At 63.0% G+C, this 14,564-nt stretch carries 13 protein-coding genes; 6 read left to right on the top strand and 7 right to left on the bottom strand.

Annotated elements, in window-relative coordinates; genetic code table 11:
• Positions 1 to 5: 5 nt before the first annotated feature.
• Together GIW02_RS20025 and GIW02_RS20020 are read right to left on the bottom strand one after the other, a co-directional pair.
• Complete coding sequence (locus tag GIW02_RS20025) at positions 6 to 1,589, bottom strand: rhodanese-related sulfurtransferase (protein ID WP_236419260.1); 1,584 nt, start codon at positions 1,587 to 1,589, stop codon at positions 6 to 8.
• Entirely contained in the window at positions 1,586 to 2,197 is a 612-nt protein-coding gene (locus GIW02_RS20020; RefSeq protein ID WP_122771892.1) for a cysteine dioxygenase, read from the bottom strand. The genes GIW02_RS20025 and GIW02_RS20020 overlap by 4 nt, the downstream gene beginning before the upstream one ends.
• A gap of 215 nt (positions 2,198 to 2,412) precedes the next feature.
• On the opposite strand from GIW02_RS20020, the gene GIW02_RS20015 reads away from it, so the two are divergent.
• A complete protein-coding gene (locus tag GIW02_RS20015) occupies positions 2,413 to 3,318 on the top strand; it encodes a LysR family transcriptional regulator (protein WP_236419258.1) in 906 nt (301 codons plus the stop codon).
• Between the two features lie 119 nt (positions 3,319 to 3,437).
• Positions 3,438 to 4,232 carry a class II aldolase/adducin family protein gene (locus GIW02_RS20010; RefSeq protein WP_236419256.1) on the top strand — a complete coding sequence of 265 codons (795 nt, stop codon included), beginning with the start codon at positions 3,438 to 3,440 and terminating at the stop codon, positions 4,230 to 4,232.
• A gap of 84 nt (positions 4,233 to 4,316) precedes the next feature.
• Here the strand turns inward: GIW02_RS20010 and GIW02_RS20005 are convergent, their stop codons facing one another.
• Complete coding sequence (locus tag GIW02_RS20005) at positions 4,317 to 5,399, bottom strand: LLM class flavin-dependent oxidoreductase (protein WP_236422007.1); 1,083 nt, start codon at positions 5,397 to 5,399, stop codon at positions 4,317 to 4,319.
• A 281-nt stretch (positions 5,400 to 5,680) separates the two neighbouring features.
• On the opposite strand from GIW02_RS20005, the gene GIW02_RS20000 reads away from it, so the two are divergent.
• Entirely contained in the window at positions 5,681 to 6,301 is a 621-nt protein-coding gene (locus tag GIW02_RS20000) for a hypothetical protein (RefSeq protein WP_236419148.1), read from the top strand.
• Positions 6,302 to 6,371: 70 nt separating this feature from the next.
• Here GIW02_RS20000 and GIW02_RS19995 read toward each other — a convergent pair whose 3' ends face one another.
• Positions 6,372 to 6,719 carry a hypothetical protein gene (locus GIW02_RS19995; protein ID WP_236419149.1) on the bottom strand — a complete coding sequence of 116 codons (348 nt, stop codon included), beginning with the start codon at positions 6,717 to 6,719 and terminating at the stop codon, positions 6,372 to 6,374.
• 144 nt (positions 6,720 to 6,863) lie between these two features.
• Complete coding sequence (locus GIW02_RS19990) at positions 6,864 to 7,586, bottom strand: pirin family protein (RefSeq protein WP_236419151.1); 723 nt, start codon at positions 7,584 to 7,586, stop codon at positions 6,864 to 6,866.
• A gap of 180 nt (positions 7,587 to 7,766) precedes the next feature.
• On the opposite strand from GIW02_RS19990, the gene GIW02_RS19985 reads away from it, so the two are divergent.
• Together GIW02_RS19985 and GIW02_RS19980 are read left to right on the top strand one after the other, a co-directional pair.
• A complete protein-coding gene (locus GIW02_RS19985) occupies positions 7,767 to 8,717 on the top strand; it encodes a GlxA family transcriptional regulator (protein WP_236419153.1) in 951 nt (316 codons plus the stop codon).
• Between the two features lie 95 nt (positions 8,718 to 8,812).
• Positions 8,813 to 10,336 carry a winged helix-turn-helix domain-containing protein gene (locus GIW02_RS19980; protein ID WP_236419155.1) on the top strand — a complete coding sequence of 508 codons (1,524 nt, stop codon included), beginning with the start codon at positions 8,813 to 8,815 and terminating at the stop codon, positions 10,334 to 10,336.
• On the opposite strand, the gene GIW02_RS19975 is transcribed toward GIW02_RS19980, so the two are convergent.
• Positions 10,283 to 13,045 (bottom strand): winged helix-turn-helix domain-containing protein, encoded by a 2,763-nt coding sequence (locus tag GIW02_RS19975; protein ID WP_236422005.1) that lies wholly within the window; start codon positions 13,043 to 13,045, stop codon positions 10,283 to 10,285. The genes GIW02_RS19980 and GIW02_RS19975 overlap by 54 nt on opposite strands.
• A gap of 58 nt (positions 13,046 to 13,103) precedes the next feature.
• On the bottom strand, positions 13,104 to 13,502 hold the full coding sequence (locus GIW02_RS19970) for a helix-turn-helix domain-containing protein (protein ID WP_236419977.1): 399 nt from the start codon (positions 13,500 to 13,502) through the stop codon (positions 13,104 to 13,106).
• A gap of 214 nt (positions 13,503 to 13,716) precedes the next feature.
• Between GIW02_RS19970 and GIW02_RS19965 the strand changes: the two genes are divergently transcribed.
• Positions 13,717 to 14,564 (top strand): LysR substrate-binding domain-containing protein (locus tag GIW02_RS19965; protein ID WP_236422003.1); only part of this gene is annotated, 848 nt, incomplete at its 3' end.

Genomic DNA, 14,564 nt, shown 5'->3' with positions numbered 1-14,564 from the left:
TGCGCTCAGATCACATAGAAACCGTGGGTGCCGTCGCGGGCCAACTGGTCGACCAGGCCGAACTCCCAATCCAGGTACGCCTGCATGGCTTCCTTGGGGTTGTCGGTGCCTTCGTATGGCCGGCGGTAGCGGTCGATACGCGGTGAGGCCAGGTGGGTTTCACCTTCTTCCAGCGGCAGTTGCGCGTTGATCCAGGCGGCCGTGCCGCCTTGCAGCAGGAACACTTGCTTGCCGGTGATGGCCTCGACTTCCGCCACCGCCAGGCGCGCCAGTTGGCTGCTGCCGCAGGTCAGCACGTAGCGTTGCGCAGCCGGCGCCTTGGCCAGGGCCTCGGGCAATTGCGCGCGCAGGGCCCACCACGCGCCGGGGATATGGCGTTTGACATAGTTGGCGCTGGCGGTGAAATCCAGCACCACGGTGTCGCCATGGGCCTGCCAGTCGGCGAGGGTGTGCGGGCTGATCAGTTCGGCCTGTGGCGGGGCGGGCACCGGCGCAACCCAGGCGCCTGTTTCGCTGAAATGCACGGCTTGCAGGTCATCCAGCACGTGCACCTCCCAACCCAACTGCGCGAGCCACGACGCAGACATGTTGGCGCGCACGCCATCGTCATCCGCCAGCACCAGGCGCGCACCGCGCACGCTGGCGACATGGTCGGTTTCCTGCACCAGTTGGCCGCCCGGTGTGGAGCGGGCGCCGGGCAGGTGGCCGGCTTCGAATTCTTCCGGGGTGCGCACGTCGAACAGGTAGGTGGTGCGGTTCGATTCCTGTTGCCAGCGCTGCAGGTCATCAAGGGTAGCGCGGCCGACGCGGGCCTTGTCGGCCACTCGGCGTGCATCCTGGGCGGCGACGTGGCGATGCTCTTCAGCGGTCGGCGCAAAGCGGCGCGACTGGCCATGGGCGAGTTTCTGCCCGGCCAGGGTCCAGCCGATGGTGCCGTTGCGCAGTGCCGAGACGGGGTTGGCCACGCCGGCGTTGATCAGCGATTGGGTGCCGATAATGCTGCGTGTGCGCCCGGCGCAATTGACGATGATGCGGGTGGCCGGGTCCGGTGCCAGTTCGCGGGCGCGCAACACCAACTCGGCGCCGGGCACGCTGATGCCGGTGGGAATGCTCATGGTCTGGTATTCGTCGAAGCGGCGGGCGTCGAGCACCACCACATCGGCCTGGCTGTCGAGCAACGCCTGCACTTCTTCGGCGGCCAGGGACGGGGTGTGACGCTCACTTTCCACCAGTTCGCCAAATGCCTTGCTCGGCACATTCACGTCGATAAACAACTCGCCACCGGCCTTGCGCCAGCCGTCCAGCCCACCTTCGAGCAAGCTGACCCGGGTGTAGCCCAGTGCAACCAGGCGCTCGGCGGCGCGGGCGGCCAGGCCTTCACCGTTGTCGTAGACGATGACGGGGGTATCGCGGCGTGGAATACGCGAATACACCTCCAGTTCCAGCTTGGACAGCGGGATATTGGCGGCAAACAGCGGGTGAGATTCGGCAAACGGCGCTTCTTCGCGCACGTCGACCAGGGCGATTTCTGTACGGTCCAGCAGGGCCTGGCGAATCTGGGCAACGCTTGAGGTGGAGATGGTGCTCATAGGGCAGGGCTCTTTTCTTTGGACAAATCCCAGATGTTCGGGAGGAAGGCGTTGGAATAACCGGAAATAAACAGTTTCTCGCTGCCGTCGGGCTGGTACACCGCGCGGCGCACGGCACCGATATTGGCGCCGTACACATGAATGCTGATGGACACCTGGTCGCTGTGGGCATTACTCACCTGGTGGATGTCGCCGACCTTGGGCGATACCGCTTCGACTTGCCCTGGCACCAATTGAATCGGTTTGCCCTCGGCCACCAGGCTGCCGTCGGGCGCGCGCTCGAAACCCTGCGAAAACTCCGCGCCGCGCAACATGCCGATCAGCCCCCACACGCGGTGGTCATGGATCGGCGTGCTTTGCCCCGGCCCCCACACAAAGCTGACGATGCTGAAACGCTGGCGCGAATCGGCATGCAGCAAGAACTGCTGATAGCGCTCGGGGTTGGGCTGGGCGAATTCATCGGGGAGCCAGTCATCATGGCTGACCAGTTGTGCCAGCAGCTTGCCGCCACGGTGCAACAGGTCGCCTTCGCGTGGATTGCCGTCGATCAATTCCGCCAGGGCGCCTATAAAGGCTCTGAGTCTCTCGGGGTGTCGGGCCTGGGTCATGGCACTTCCATCGTGTTCGCGGGTGATGGGTTTATCTAAGCATAATGTTTATGGTTAATATGCTATTTTTTAATGATTAGCTTATAGCTGAAGGTAATTTAGAACCGGTCTGCATAGCGTTAGACGTTATCGATCACAGCCCGGACTATCCAGCCAGCGTTCCTGCAACTATGCTTCGCACACATCTTAATGACTGTTCTCTATGTGCGGCCCAAATGAAAATTGACGATATCGATGCCTTTGTCGAAGTGATTCGTTGCCAGTCCATCAGCCATGCCGCCGAGTCGTTGCAACTGACCCAGCCGGCCATCACCCGCCGCGTGCAGAACTTCGAGCAGGCGCTGGGCGTGGAGTTGTTCGACCGCAACACCAAGCCACTCAAGCCGACGCTGATCGGCACGCGCGTGTATGAACAGTGCCGGCTGATCCTGCGCGAGATGGATGCCCTGCGCGAACTCGTGGCTACCGACGCACCGCCCACCGGCCTGTTGCGTCTGGGCGTGCCGCAGACCATCGGCGATGTGGTGTTGCTGGACGCGCTCAAGCACCTGCGCACCGAATACCCCGACCTGCGCGCCCAGGTCGCCACCGGCTGGGGCAGCCAGTTGGTCGGCAAGATCGAGCGCGGCGAGCTGGACGCTGCGGCTGCGCTGTTCCCGGCGGGCAAGATCTTTCCGGATAACGTCGTGGGTGAGTCCATCGGCAAGATGGAATTGGTGGTGGTCTGCGCCAAGGCCCAGTTGCCGAAAAAGCCTTGCAAGCTGGCGGACGTGTACCAGAACGGCTGGATCCTCAACCCGGATGGCTGCGGCTTCCGCGCCGGCCTGCAACGCACGCTGTCGGACCAGGGCCTGGCCTTGCGGGTCAACCTGGAAACCTTCGGCACCGAGCTGCAATTGGGTCTGGTTGCCGACGGTCTGGGCCTGGGCCTGGTGCCGCGCCCGTTGCTGGAGCGCAGCGCCCACCGCGAGCAACTGGCGGTGATGCCGCTCAAGGACTTCAAACCGGTGATGGACCTGTGGCTGATCTACCCGCACTTCCTCGGCAATTTGCAGGGGCCGGTGGATGCTTTTGGCAAGTGGGTGGCGGATTCGCTGCACAAGATCCGCAACGCGGCGTGAGCCTGCGTGGGATATAAAAAAATATAATAATTAGCTTAGATTAAAATGTGCTTTTTATTATTTTTTTGCATCCCCTAGGCTTGCCTGGAAGTCCTTTAGGCCATCCAGGAAGTTTTGCCATGAGCAGCGTCACCTCGATCTCCAGCGTTTCCAACACTGTCCGCCAGCGCGTTACCCCGGAAGAGTGGGAGGTGCGCGTCAAACTGGCCGCCGCTTACCGCCTGGCGGCCTTGTACAAATGGACCGACCATATCTATACGCACTTCTCCGCCCGCGTGCCGGGCCCGGAGGAGCACTTCCTGATCAACGCGTTCGGCCTGTTGTTCGATGAAATCAGCGCGTCCAACCTGGTCAAGGTCGACCTCGACGGGACCATCGTCGACGACCCCACCGGCCTTGGCATCAACTACGCAGGCTACGTGATTCACAGCGCCATCCATGGCGCACGCCACGACCTGCAAGCGGTGTTGCACACGCATACCCGCGACGGGATTGCGGTGTCGGCGCAGAAGGACGGCCTGCTGCCGATCTCCCAGCATTCCATTGGTTTTTCAGGGCGAGTGGCGTACCACGGCTATGAAGGCATCGCGCTCGACCTGGACGAGCGTGAGCGGCTGGTGGCGGATTTGGGCGACAAGAGCGTGATGATCCTGCGCAACCATGGCTTGTTGACGGCGGGTATCAGTGTTGAGCACGCCTTTCAGCAGCTGCAGCAGTTGGAGCGTGCGTGCAATATCCAGGTCGCGGCGCAGGCGGCAGGAAACGCTGAGTTGATTTTCCCGCCGGTGGAGGTGGTGGCCAAAGTCGAAGAACAGGCCAAGGCGCACAGCAGCGGTGAAGGCCCGGGCGTGGCGCGGCATTGGAATGCGTTGATCCGGCAGTTGGAGCGCAGCGATACCGACTACAAAAACTGATCCCGGACCAAATGAAGAGCAAAATGTGGGAGGGGCGGTGCGACGATTCGACTTGCCCCCTCCCACAATTGTTATGCGGTGTTTTTAAGCGACTTGTTTGGCGTGTTCGCGCTCTGCAATCAGCTGACGGGTGAGCGGAATCAGCCGCTTGCCGTAATCAATCGCATCGTTGAGCGGGTCAAAGCCGCGAATCAGGAACGTGGTAATTCCCAGGTCGTAGTAGTCCACCAACGCTTCGGCGACCTGTTCAGCCGTGCCCACCAGCGATGTCGAATTACCTTGCGCGCCAAGCAGGCCGGCAATCCCCGTCCACAAACGCTTATCCAGGCGCGACCCCTGCGCCGCGGCTGCCAGCAACCGGCGTGAGCCTTCATTCGGTGGTTCGCGGCGCACAAACCCATTCTTCTCGGCCAGTGCAGTGGCTTGCTGCAAGATGCTCTCGGCACGTGCCCACGCCAGTTCCTCGGTTTCAGCGAGGATCGGCCGCAGCGACAGGCTGAAGCGAATCGTACGCCCATGCTTGGCCGCTTCGGCGCGCACCTGGGTCACCATCTCGCGCACTTGCTCGTAGGTTTCACCCCACAGGGCGTACACGTCGGCATGTTTGCCCGCCACCTCGATTGCGGCCTTGGACGAGCCGCCGAAGTACAGCGGGATGTGCGGCTGCTGCGGCGACTTCACCGTGGAGTGCGCGCCTTCGACCTGATAGTAGGTGCCGGTGAAGTCGAACGGCTGTTCGCTGGTCCACTCCTGGCGCACCACGCTGAGGTATTCGTCGGTGCGCGCGTAGCGTTCGTCCTTGCCGATGTGACTGCCGTCGGCGCGCAGTTCACGGTCATCACCCCCGGTGATGATGTGCACGGCGGTGCGCCCGCCATTGAACACATCCAGGGTGGTGAACTGACGTGCGGCCAGGGTGGGCTGGGCAAAACCTGGGCGGTGGGCGATGAGGAACTGCAGCTTTTTGGTGACGCTGGCGGCATGCGAGGCGATCAGCGTGCTGTCCGGGCTGTTGGAGTGGAAAGCTACCAGGGCGCGGTCGAAACCCGCCTCTTCGTGGGCTCGGGCCACGGTTTCGACATAATCGGGTTGCAGGGTAGGGCCGCTGCGCGGGTGGATCTCGGAAGCGTGGTGGCCGCCAATGTAGCCGATGAATTCAATGCTCATGGTCTGTCCTTGTCGAGTGCGCGATTAACACCTCCACCGTGCAGGGGGTCGGTTATTCGCGTCCAAAGTAGGGGCAGGGGCACGGCCTGTAAAATGCCGATTGGTTCTAACCTAATTATAAAAAACTAGAATCATAGGTTGATTTGTGTATCAGTGATTTGCATTTCTGAGGTGGCCGTTCATGCTCTGAAGACTTTGCGATGCCGCCCGGCAGCGTTGTAATTTCCCCGGGGCTAAGGTCTGATGGGCGCCGGAACGGGCACCTCAATGGTCGGGCAACGATGCGAGCAGAACTTGCGCAATTTGGCGGTATCACCGTCATGATTCCGGCCGCCATCATCATCGGCGTGTGGTTAAGGTATTCCAACCCGTGGGCGCTCAGGGTCTGGGCAACCACGGTCGTGGTCACGTATGCGATTGTGGCGTTGAGCAAGGTGTTGTTCAAAGGCTGGGGCTTGTCATTCGAGTACCTGGACATTGCCGTTTTGAGTGGCCATGCCATGAATACGTGCCTGATGCTCACGGTGGGCGCGAGCCTGGTGGCGCGCCGGTTCAACCCGACGTTGCGCTGGCCGGCGGCGGTGGCGGGGCTGTTGGCCAGTGGGTGGTTCAGTGCCTATTGCGTTGCGCCCTATATCCACCCACTCAATGAAGCGCTGGCCGGCGCAGTACTGGGGGCGGTCGCGGCGATGGTGTTTTTGTGGCGTATTGAGCCTGCACAGGTCCAGGTGCCCCCGGCATTGATGGCTGGCGGGCTGGTGCTCTTGCTGGTGTGCGCACTGGTGCCCAAGTACAACGCCGAAGGGTTGCTCAACCACGTGGCCGTCAGCTTGTCGGGCGCGAAACAGGCCTATAGGGAGCCTGCCTGGCGGCTGGAAACGGCGCATAGCAAGGCCGAATAAGCCCCGTACTGCAGACGAAAAAAAACCGGCTGATCAGGCCGGTTTGGGGTGCCCCGCAAACAGTGCGGGGTCAAGCGTTGTTGCCGCGCAGACGGTCCGCACCACCTTCAGCCAGGCCACGGTCTTTCAAACGATCTGCACCACCTTCAGCCAGGCCACGGTCTTTCAAACGATCTGCACCACCTTCAGCCAGACCACGGTCTTTCAAACGATCCGCACCACCTTCAGCCAGGCCACGTTCCTGCAAGCGATCCGCACCGCCTTCGGCTATGCGACGTTCCAGCAAGCGATCTGCACCGCCTTCGGCAACACGACTTTCGATCAGGCGATCCGAGCCGCCTTCAGCGACAACAGGGTGAGCAAATGCGTTTGCAGCGAGTACCGAGAAAGCGAGGCTAAGCAAGATTTGGCGTTTCATGAGGGTGTGCTCCGAGTGTTTTAGTTGGGGTGTTGCGGGTATGGGTCGGATGTTACGCGTTGCATTTTTTTAGAGAACTTCATTGCGCTGATGGTGACTATCGATGCCGGCGATGACCCGTTTGAACGGGCCATCGCCTAACCGTCACGGCATCTGCGGCCGTTCTTGAGGGCGCAGGTCGAACACCAGCACCTCGGCGTCCGCGCCGTGGCTCAAGCGGATCTGCTGCTCATCACGTACCCGGGCGCCGTCGCCTTCCTGCAAGCGCTGGCCATTGATTTCAACGCTGCCGCGGGCCACGTGGATGTACACGTGGCGATCCGGCGGCAAGTCCAGGCTTGCGCTTTCGGCGCCGTTGAACAGCCCGGCATACACCCGTGCATCCTGGCGCACGCTCAGGGAACCGTCGGCACCGTCAGGCGAGATGATCAGTTGCAAGCGCCCACGTTTCTGCGCCTCGCTGAAGTGCTCCTGCTGGTAGCGCGGCTCGGCACCGGCCACGGCGGGCACGATCCAGATTTGCAGGAAGTGCACGCCACGGGTCTGACTGTGGTTGAACTCGCTGTGGGCCACGCCACTGCCGGCACTCATCAGTTGCACATCGCCGGGGCGGATCACCGAGCCGGTGCCCAGGGTGTCCTTGTGTTCCAGAGCGCCTTCGAGCACATAAGAGAAAATTTCCATGTCGCGGTGCGGGTGTTGGCCAAAGCCTTTACCGGCGGCGACGCGGTCATCGTTGATCACCAGCAGGTCGGAAAAACCTTGTTCTTCAGGGTTCCAGTAGTTGGCGAACGAGAAGGTGTGGAACGACTTCAACCAACCGTGATTGGCGGCGCCGCGTTCGGAAGCTTTGCGAAGGGTCAGCATGGTAGTGTCCTCAAGTGGGAGCGGGCTGCGACATGCAGGGCTCCGGCGTTGAGAAGAAGATTAATGGTTACTGATAAATTCATTAAGAAGCTGAATTCTGAATAACTGTCGCCCTCAGATTGACAATTGCGGACGTGCCATAATGCCTGCCGCATTCCTTATCGATGGATTCCCTGTTTTATGAAAACCGTGGCCATGGCGCTGTTCCCGGACTTCCTGCTACTCGACATGGCCGGGCCGCTCGAAGTGTTTTCCATTGCCAACCGCTACCTGCCGCCGGCGGAGCATTATCAGATCATCACCATCGGCACCGAGCCCGGCGCTCTGCGCGCGTCCAATGGTGTGGCGGTACAGACCGACCTGCAGCTCGAGCAGGCACAGGGCGCCTATGACCTGCTGCTGGTGCCAGGCGGCCCGGGCGCCTATAACGAATGCCACCCTGCGCTGTTGCCCTGGCTCAAGGCGGCGGCGCCGCGGGTACGGCGCCTGGGTTCAATCTGCACCGGCGCCTTTGTGCTGGGATATGCCGGGCTGTTGGACGATCACCGCGTGACCACTCACTGGCATTACACCGAGCGGCTGATCAGGGCGTTCCCCAAGGCGATTGTCGAAACCGACCGCATCTATTTGCAGGATGGGCGCTTGATCACCTCGGGCGGGGTGACTGCGGGTATCGACCTGGCGTTGTCGGTGGTGGCCCAGGACCATGGCAAGCACGTCGCGGTGGAAGTGGCCAAGGTGCTGCTGGTGGTCATGAAACGCCAGGGCGGCCAGGCCCAGTTCAGCCCGATGACCGCCGCCGTGGCGCCCCAGGAAACCGCGATCACGCGGGTGCAGAACCATGTGCTGGCGCATTTGGAGCAAGCGTTCACCATTGAGTCCATGGCCGAGTTGGCCGGCATGAGTGCGCGCCACTTTGCGCGGCTGTTCGCCAAGGACGTGCAGATGACGCCCATGGCCTTCTTGCAAGGCGCGCGCATCGACCGTGCCCGGCAGTTGCTGGAAACCACCGACCTGCCACTCAAGACCGTGGCCTTTCACGCAGGCTTTGGCAGCGTGCGGCATATGCGCTTTCTGTTCAGTGAAAAACTCGGCCTCAACCCTACCCAATACCGACAGCAGTTCAGTTAACGACAGGATGTCCGTCTCGCGCACCCGATTGTCCGTGTCGCTCCCTGTGCCAGCATTGTCCTGTCATCGGTAGCTGGCAAGATAACGTCAAGCCCATGGAAAAGGACGCGCGAACGCCCAAGGCCGGGTGTTTCAGCGCGATGACAGACATGAACAACCCTCAGGCGATTGACGCTGATGGCACGGTGCGCTTCGGCGCCTATGCCTTTCACCGACAGCAGCGGCTGGTCAGCAAGGCTGGCTGGCCGGTGCCCCTTGGCGGGCGGGCGTTGGACATCCTCGCGGTGCTGCTGGAGGTGCCTGGGCAGTTTGTCAGCAAGGCCGTTCTGATCGAACGGGTCTGGCCCCACAGCGTGGTGGAAGAGAACAACCTGCGGGTGCACATCGCCGCGCTGCGCCGTGCTTTCACCGGCCAACGCCTGATCCTCAACGACCCCCAGCGCGGCTACAGCTTTGCCGCACACGTGCAGGGCGCAGTCGCGGCGGCTCTGCCCCGGCACAACCTGGCGACCCGGCTCAGCCCGGTGATTGGCCGCGACGAACTGCTTGCGCTGTTGGTGCGGCGCCTGTCCGGGCAACGCCTGATGACCCTCACCGGTTGCGCTGGCGTGGGCAAGAGCACCTTGGCCCTGGCCTTGGCCGAGCGCGTTCTGCCACGCTACCGCGACGGCGTATGGTGGGTCGACCTGGCCACCGTCGAGGCGCCCCTGGCGATGTTGCGCCACGTGGCCACGGCGCTGCACCTGGAACCCAGCGGCAGCGCCACCGAGCTGTGCCGCCAATTGGCCGGCCGGCAGTTATTGCTGGTGCTCGACGGCGCCGATCAACTGCTCGGTGCCTGCCGGCATCTGCTGCGCGTGTTACGCGAACAAGCGCCCCAGGTCAGCGTGCTGCTCAGCAGCCGTGAAGCGCTGCAGGCCACGGGAGAGTGGCTGCTGCGCGTGCCGCCACTGGCGCTGCCTGCGCCGTTGGCGTTGGGCAGTGTTGAACAGGCGCTGGCGTATCCGGCGGTGCAGTTGTTTGTTGCGCGCGCCTGCGCCAGTCAACAGGGGTTTGTGTTGCGAACCCAGGACCTGGCGCCGCTGCGCGATATCTGCAGGCGCCTGGACGGTATCCCCCTGGCGCTTGAACTGGCCGCCGCCCAAGTGGACGCCCTGGGCGTGCGCGGCGTGCAGGCGCAGTTGCGCCGGGGCTTGCAGGTGCTGACCCGGGGCCGCCGCACGGCGGTGGAGCGTCATCGATCACTGATGGCCGCCCTCGATTGGACCTACGAGCGCCTCAGCCTGCCGGAGCGCTGGCTGTTCCTGCAGTTGGGCTTGTTCAAGATGGCGGTGAGCTTGCCCACCTTGAGCGAACTGGTCGCCGGCACCGAACTCGAACACGCTGACCTGTCCTACTTGCTGGCCCGCCTGGTCGGCACGTCGCTGCTGTCCCTCGAGCCAGGCCCGGGCTACCCGCGCTACCGACTGCTCAACTGCGTGCGCAGCTATGCGTTGGCGCAACTGCGCGACCCACTGCAAGTGGCGCGTTTGCAGCAGGGCTACGGGCACTACCTGGGCCCGTTTTCAGGCCGGCCGTTTGTCCTGCAACTGGTCGAGCAGGCTGCGTACGCGGACTAAGTCCTGGGTGTCAAAGCCTTCGGTAAATCGGCCATAAATTGAGCTCAGCAGGTCACGTGCGGCCTCTACACGGCCTTGCGTCTGCCACAGGCGTGCCAGCGAGGCCGCACAGCGCAGCTCCCAGGCCAGCGCGCCTTGCTGGTGCGCCAGGCCCAGCGCTTCGAGCAGCAGCGCTTCGGCGGCGTGGCTGTCGGCCAGGCTCTCGGCGCGCACCCGCAGAAGCTCCGGCGTGCACCAGCCAGCCGCGCCGTTTCGGGCGCGCTCGAACAGGGCGTCATCCACCGGCAAGGCATTGAACGTCACGAGGATGTCTTCCACCAGGCCCAACCCCTGCACATCGGCGATGTGCGTGGTGCCCTCGTAGCAGCGCGCCCAGGTATGAAACAGCTGCACCGAATGTTTTTGCGCCTGCTGCACCAGCAAATCCAGGTGTTCGCGTGCCGTGAGGGTATCGCCGTTGTAGTGGGCGATCACTACCCCTGCGAGGGCCAGGGTGTAGCAAATCGACGTTCCGTGATTGATCTGCAATGCCAGCGTGAGCGCCTGGCCAGCGATGCGTGACGCGCGCTCCGGGAAGCCGCGCAGCCACAGGATGCGCGCAAGGATGGTCAATGAGGCCACGCTCTGGTCGTACTGCACGCCAAAACCGTGGGTAAACCGGTTGAGATGGCCGCTCTGGGCCATGCGCTGGATCACCTGTTCGGCATTGTGCTGCGCCAGCGCCTGGTTCCCCGCGAAGTGCTGCGCGAGCACCCGCAGGCGTTGCGCGCTCAGCGCCAGCAACGGCTCGGCCTGCGGCCCCAATTGGTCGAAGTGCAGGCTTTGCACCAGCGCCTCGCGGTAGTTGCCGTCGCACAGGTTGACCGCCATTTGCCCTGACACCGCGCGCAATTGGCCGGCCAGGTCTTTGCCGGCCTCCGCCAGGCGCCGTGCGCAGGCGAAGGCTTCGACGGTCTGCGCGGTACCACCCTGGGTGTGATAGGAAAAACTGCCGAGTGCCAGCTGCAATGCCATGTGCAAACGCTGGCTCGGCGCACTCGATTGCCCCAGCCGCGCCAGCGCCTTGCCCACGTACAGACCGTGTTCGCGCAGCAGCGACAGCTCCTGCCACAGCGGCATGGCGCTGACGGTGAGGCGAATGCCCAGCAGGTGTACGCCCGCATCGCCCAGGCCCCAGTCGAGGGCGGCGCGGATGTCCTCACGCAGCGGAGCGTAGCGGTCGATCCAGGGTTGAGTGGCGGTTTGCTCCCAGTCGTCCTGGGTCTGATTCATCAGCGCCAGGCAGCGCGAGGCGTGGCGTTCGCGGATAGCGTCCAGCTCTTGGGCGACGCTGAGTTTTTCCAGGGCATAGGTGCGGGTAATGTCCAGCAGGCGATAGACCATCTCGTCATCACCGGGCTCCACATTCAGCAAGGATTTGGCCACCAATTGGCTGATCGACCCCAGCACCTCGGCCGGCGCAATCTGTTCCCCGGCAATCACCGCCGCTGCGCTGGCCAGGCTGAAGCCGCCACGAAACACCGCCAGGCGGCGCAGGCAAATCTGTTCGCAAGCGGTGAGCAGGTCGAAGCTCCAGTCCAGCGTGGCGCGCAAGGTCTGATGACGGGGCAAGGCGTCGCGCCGACCCCGGGTGAGCAGGCGGAAGTTGTCTTCCATCTGTACCAGCAACCCGGGCAGGCCGAAGCGTTCGATCTGCGCCGCGACTAATTCGATAGCCAGTGGAATGCCGTCCAGGCGCTGGCAGATATCAATCGCCAGGGGCAGTTCGGCTTCATGCAATTCAAAGCTGTCCTGATGGGACATGGCCCGCTCGATCAGCAATTGCAGGGCCGGGTAGCCCAACGCCTGGGCGCGGTTGCCGGAGACGGGCGGACAGGCCAGCGGGTCGAGGCGTTGCACATGTTCGCCCTCGGCGCGCAACGCCTCGCGGCTGGTGGCCAGGATGTGCAATTTGGGCGCGTGGCGCAGCAGGGTTTCGCTGATCAGCGCGATGTCGTCCAGCAGGTGTTCGCAGTTGTCGATCACCAGCAGCCACTGACGCGCTTGCAGGCGGCGCGCGAACTCGGCCAGTGGTTCGTGCTCGGTGTGCGTCAGGTCGAGCAGGCTGGCGAGGTTGGGCACAATCATCGACGCAGCGCTCAGCGGCGCCAGATCCAGCAGGCAAATGCCATCGGGATAGTGCCCGATCAACAATTCCGCCACGCGCAATGCGACGGTGGTCTTGCCGATGCCGCCGGCGCCGGTCAGGGTAATAAAGCGTTGCTCGGGCAAGTGTTGCACCAGGCTGTCGATCAAGGCCTGGCGGCCGAGCATGCGCGTGCGCCGCAGCGGCAGGTTGTGACTTGGGCGTTGGGTGGCGCCTGGGGTGGGCAGGGTCATCGGTTCGATGCTCAGTGGCGCCACAAAACTGTAGCCGCGCTGGGCCACCGTCACGATATAGCGCTGCCCGGCCTGGCCATCGCCAAGTGCCTTGCGCAACGCCGCCATATGCACACGCAGGTTGCCATCTTCCACCACGCTTTTGGGCCAGACCCGGGCGATCAACTCTTGCTTGCTCACCACATTGCCGGCCTGCTCCAGCAGGATCAGCAGGATGTCCACTGCCCGTCGTCCCAGGCGCAACGGGCGACCGGCCTCCAGCACCAGGCGCTGGCGCGGGTGGATGCGGTAGGGGCCGAAGTGCATGGCCTGGTCGCTGAGGTCACTCATGGGTGGCCGTGCTCTGGGATCAGTAAGCGGCCAGCATATTCCAGGTACGTGCCGACCACTAGGCAGCGATCTCTTGAAGCTTGTGACGCAATTGGTGATTTCGCCAGGTCATGGGGTTGACGCCCTCGCTGCGGGTGAACATATGGCAGAAGTGCGCCTGGTCGCAGAAACCGCATTCCAGGCTGATTTGCGTGAGGCTCAGGGAGGATTGGGTGATCAGCTCCTTGGCGCGCTGGATACGTTGTTGGCGGATCCATTCCTGGGGCGACAGCCCGGTGCTGCACTTGAAGGCGCGGGAAAAATGGCTGCGCGACAACGCGCAGGCCTGGGCCAGGTCGGCAATCGCGAGGCTTTCGCCGAGGTTGGCGAGGATCAGTTGTTTGGCAATACGCTCGCGCCGGGGGCATAGGCCACCGGTGGCGGATAAACGGGGCGTACAGTACTCAAGTCGGGCCATGACGGATATCCGCAGTCGATGGGAGCGTTCCCGGTGAATGGATGCAGTGTAGACCGCTTCATTCTTGACGCCGGACCGCTCGGCTGACGAGTTAATCGTTGTTAATTTCGCCAGGTTCAGCGGCGCAAATCGTCGAAAAAGACAGCACAGGCATGCAATCGAAATAGCGGTTTGCGTGCTTATCCTATGAACTGCCAACTGTGTGGAAATCGCCATGAACCGCAACGACCTGCGCCGCGTCGACATGAACCTGCTGGTGATTTTCGAAGCGCTGATGTTCGAGAAGAACCTGACCCGGGTGGCCGAAAAACTCTTTATGGGCCAACCGGCGGTGAGTGCGGCATTGGCACGTTTGCGCGATTTGTTCGACGACCCGTTGCTGCTGCGCAACGGCCGGGGCATGGAGCCCACGCCACGTGCCGTGGCGATACTCAAGGAGCTGCAACCGGCTATGGACACCATTTCCGGCGCGGTCAGCCGCGCCAAGGATTTCGACCCTTCCACCAGCTGTGCGGTGTTCCGTATCGGCCTGTCTGACGACGCTGAATTCGGTCTGTTCCCGCCCTTGCTCAGCCAACTGCGCGAAGAGGCCCCGGGGATTGTCGTGGTGGTGCGGCGGGCCAATTACCTGTTGATGTCGTCGTTGCTGGCCAGCGGTGAGATCACGGTGGGGGTGAGCTATACCACCGAATTGCCGGCGAATGCCAAGCGCAAGAAACTGCGGGATATTCCGTGCAAGGTGCTGCGTGGCGATGACGGTGCGGCGCCGCTGACGCTGGATGAATATTGTGAGCGGCCCCATGCGATGGTGTCGTTCTCGGGGGATCTGAGCGGCAATATCGATCTGGACCTGGCACGGATTGGCCGGGCGCGCAGGGTGGTGCTGGCGGTGCCGCAGTTCAGCGGGTTGCGGGCGTTGTTGGCGGGGACGCAGATTATTGCGACGGTGCCGGATTATGCGGCCTGCGCGTTGACGGAGGGGACGTTGTTACGGGCTGAGGATCCGCCGTTTGCGATTGATGCGGCGGAGTTGTCGATGGTGTGGAGTGGGGTGCATGACAA

Source organism: Pseudomonas syringae, from assembly GCF_021606685.1.
GTDB classification, from domain to species: Bacteria; Pseudomonadota; Gammaproteobacteria; order Pseudomonadales; family Pseudomonadaceae; genus Aquipseudomonas; species Aquipseudomonas syringae_R.
The sequence above is the reverse complement of the archived record's forward strand: the minus strand, read 5'-3'. Positions and strand labels throughout refer to the sequence as shown.

Excerpts from the sequence above, each read along its gene's own strand:
- GIW02_RS20025 (WP_236419260.1), bottom strand. The coding sequence starts at position 1,589 with ATGAGCACCATCTCCACCTCAAGCGTTGCCCAGATTCGCCAGGCCCTG.
- GIW02_RS20020 (WP_122771892.1), bottom strand. The coding sequence starts at position 2,197 with ATGACCCAGGCCCGACACCCCGAGAGACTCAGAGCCTTTATAGGCGCC.
- GIW02_RS20015 (WP_236419258.1), top strand. The coding sequence starts at position 2,413 with ATGAAAATTGACGATATCGATGCCTTTGTCGAAGTGATTCGTTGCCAG.
- GIW02_RS20010 (WP_236419256.1), top strand. The coding sequence starts at position 3,438 with ATGAGCAGCGTCACCTCGATCTCCAGCGTTTCCAACACTGTCCGCCAG.
- GIW02_RS20005 (WP_236422007.1), bottom strand. The coding sequence starts at position 5,399 with ATGAGCATTGAATTCATCGGCTACATTGGCGGCCACCACGCTTCCGAG.
- GIW02_RS20000 (WP_236419148.1), top strand. The coding sequence starts at position 5,681 with ATGCGAGCAGAACTTGCGCAATTTGGCGGTATCACCGTCATGATTCCG.
- GIW02_RS19995 (WP_236419149.1), bottom strand. The coding sequence starts at position 6,719 with ATGAAACGCCAAATCTTGCTTAGCCTCGCTTTCTCGGTACTCGCTGCA.
- GIW02_RS19990 (WP_236419151.1), bottom strand. The coding sequence starts at position 7,586 with ATGCTGACCCTTCGCAAAGCTTCCGAACGCGGCGCCGCCAATCACGGT.
- GIW02_RS19985 (WP_236419153.1), top strand. The coding sequence starts at position 7,767 with ATGAAAACCGTGGCCATGGCGCTGTTCCCGGACTTCCTGCTACTCGAC.
- GIW02_RS19980 (WP_236419155.1), top strand. The coding sequence starts at position 8,813 with ATGGAAAAGGACGCGCGAACGCCCAAGGCCGGGTGTTTCAGCGCGATG.
- GIW02_RS19975 (WP_236422005.1), bottom strand. The coding sequence starts at position 13,045 with ATGAGTGACCTCAGCGACCAGGCCATGCACTTCGGCCCCTACCGCATC.
- GIW02_RS19970 (WP_236419977.1), bottom strand. The coding sequence starts at position 13,502 with ATGGCCCGACTTGAGTACTGTACGCCCCGTTTATCCGCCACCGGTGGC.